The organism is Streptococcus sp. 2154 (assembly GCF_013277255.1).
Classification (GTDB): Bacteria; Bacillota; Bacilli; order Lactobacillales; family Streptococcaceae; genus Streptococcus; species Streptococcus pseudopneumoniae.
This window is the reverse complement of record NZ_VMMK01000070.1, coordinates 1-2,435: the sequence shown is the minus strand read 5'-3', so window position 1 is coordinate 2,435 and position 2,435 is coordinate 1. Positions and strand designations below refer to the sequence as shown.

At 33.8% G+C, this 2,435-nt stretch carries 4 protein-coding genes and 1 pseudogene; all 5 read right to left on the bottom strand.

Annotated elements, in window-relative coordinates; translation table 11 throughout:
* Nucleotides 1–527: restriction endonuclease subunit S (locus tag HT693_RS10710; protein ID WP_172925176.1), on the bottom strand; the 527-nt coding region annotated here is incomplete at its 3' end.
* Between the two features lie 33 nt (nucleotides 528–560).
* Complete coding sequence (gene xerA, locus HT693_RS10705; RefSeq protein ID WP_138704274.1) at nucleotides 561–1,526, bottom strand: site-specific tyrosine recombinase/integron integrase; 966 nt, start codon at nucleotides 1,524–1,526, stop codon at nucleotides 561–563.
* 117 nt (nucleotides 1,527–1,643) lie between these two features.
* Nucleotides 1,644–2,057, bottom strand: coding sequence for a type II toxin-antitoxin system death-on-curing family toxin (locus HT693_RS10700; RefSeq protein ID WP_000158362.1), 414 nt, complete (start codon nucleotides 2,055–2,057; stop codon nucleotides 1,644–1,646).
* Nucleotides 2,054–2,290: an AbrB family transcriptional regulator gene (locus HT693_RS10695; RefSeq protein ID WP_000260603.1), complete on the bottom strand. Its 237-nt coding sequence runs from the start codon at nucleotides 2,288–2,290 to the stop codon at nucleotides 2,054–2,056. Before HT693_RS10695 ends, HT693_RS10700 begins: the two co-directional genes overlap by 4 nt.
* 59 nt (nucleotides 2,291–2,349) lie before the next feature.
* Nucleotides 2,350–2,435 (bottom strand): annotated as a pseudogene (locus HT693_RS10690) (type I restriction endonuclease); the annotation flags it as partial.

Genomic DNA, 2,435 nt, shown 5'->3' with positions numbered 1-2,435 from the left:
ATCTCGTTAAATCGGGATTTTACAAGTAGATTAAGCTCTTCAAGTTGTTCTTGTCTCCTTAAAATCAGCTTGCTTAACAAATCCAGCTCACTTGCAATTCTTTGTTGCTCTCTCAAATTTGTATATGAAACCATAATATTATCAAAATATTTTTTAGTTAAATGTTTCATTGTGGAACCATGAGTATGTTTTACAGCATCTTGCAAACCTTTTTCAACAACATATTTGAAATATGATTTATCTATCTCTATCTTATCAAAAACCACTTTAAAAATGTGCTGATTTAACACTGCGGATTTTCCACACCACTGAAAAACCCCTAATGTACCCGACCAAGAAATAAGAATATCACCATCTTCAACAATATATTTTTTATCAATCGTACCCGAATAATAATTTATCTCTTTTGAAGTTTTAGTCAGATTCTGTATTCTGATAATCTCTTTTCCTTCAGATGACCAATCTTGAGGTTTAAAAGCATAGCCATTGATAAAAGTAGCCACTCCCCCTAACTTCACTTTCTTCATGCAACTACCTCCTCGAAATATCGGGATTTGCTCTTAAGAGATGAATTTTTGGTGTGAATGCTTGACATTATTTTGATTGACCATGGCATAGGCCAGGGTTGTGTCAATCTTGCTATGACCTAGCAGTTTTTGGACTTGCTCGATAGGCATACCTTTATCAATTGCCTTAGTCGCTAAAGTTCTTCTGAACTTATGTGGGTGAACCTTTTGTATACCGAGTTTGTCTCCTAACTTTCTTAAGCGAATCTCTACACCAGCAATTCCAAGCCTCTGGACTTTTCCAACTAACGTTACAAAAAGAGCAGGGTGACTATCTTTTCTGTCGTTAAGATAGTTTCTTAAATGAATTTTCGTACGAGCGTCAAAATATACTGGTCTCTCCTTCTTTCCTTTACCAAAGACAACACACTCTCTATTTTCAAAATCAATATCTGAACGATTCAACTGTACAAGCTCCCCTACACGCATACCTGTCGATGCTAGTAGGTCTACTATTGCCAAATCTCTCAAATTTTCACAGTTATCGCGCATAATTTCCAAATGTTCATCTGTATAAGTTTCCTTCACATTTTGCTCAGTCTTAATTTTCTTTATCCGTCGAATGGGATTTTTAATGATATATTCCTCTTGCTCAAGCCAAGCAAAAAAAGAAGACAATATACGCCTAATATTGTCTAAATTTGCCTTACTACAATCCTTTTCAGACTGGTAATTTGCTAAATAACTCCTTAAATCATCTGTTGTGAGTTGTGTCACAGACTCCTTAATACCATTAAACAAGTTTTCAATCGTCCTCTGGTAATAACGAATTGTTTTTGAGCTACAGCCCTCTACCTGTTTGGCGGTAATAAAGAGTTTCAACAGGTTATTATTCGAATACTTCTGCTGCTTTTTTCCGTCTACTAGATGATGTTCTAAACTCTCTCTCAATGCTAGTAATTGTTCATTATTTAAAAGAGGTAACATTTCTTGCATGATAATTGTAACTTTTGATTCCATAATTTCTCACTTTCTTATTCATCAATAAAAAGAGACAATATCAGTTTCTGCATTACAGAATTCTAATATTGTCTGTTCATTTATTTTCTTATGCTCATTCAAATCCAGCATAGTAGGTTACTTTTTGACCTTTTCCCTAACAGAATGTTCAGAAACCCATTTGGAGTAGCTTGTCATTTTTTCATCAGTTAAAGATTCTACTGCGATGGTCACACACATTTTTACTGCTTCTTCTACCGTTACAGAAAAATGATAGCTATTTAATTGTAAAAATTTGACCAAAACGAAGAAAGCAGTTCTTTTATTAGCATTAGCAAAAACATGCTTCTTTATCAATTGGACAAATAGTATCGTTGCTTTATCAAAAATTGTTGGATAAAGAGGCTTCCCAAAGACAAATTGTTCTGGTAAGTTCACAATCATATTTAAGGCAGAAGGACTAACTGTTTGAATTTTCTCATTTGGAGAATACCGTTGAATTGCTAAAGCATTTATTTTTTCAATTTGCTTTTCTGTTAGATAGATTGTCATTTTTCCACCAAAGCTTTGAAAACATCGTCGTATTCGTCAAATATTTTATCTAAATTTAAGTCAAAGGCATCATCAGATACATAAGAAACCTGCTGATCCAATTCTTCAGGAGTAAAGATAATCTCACCACTTGGTAACAATTTAGCTTCGTATTTTACACCACTTGGAATATTAAATTCACTTGGAATCGTAATGGTGATTGAATTTCCTTGTTTTCTTGTTTTTACTACCATCTGACTTCCTCCTTTGTTGTATTATAACAAATCATTACCGTAATTACAATGGCAGAATATCAGCCAAAATACTCCTGCATCAGAGATTTCTTCAAAGTTTCAAGCTCTTCCAGAGATTTTTGGATTGCCAATTGTGATTTGTCGA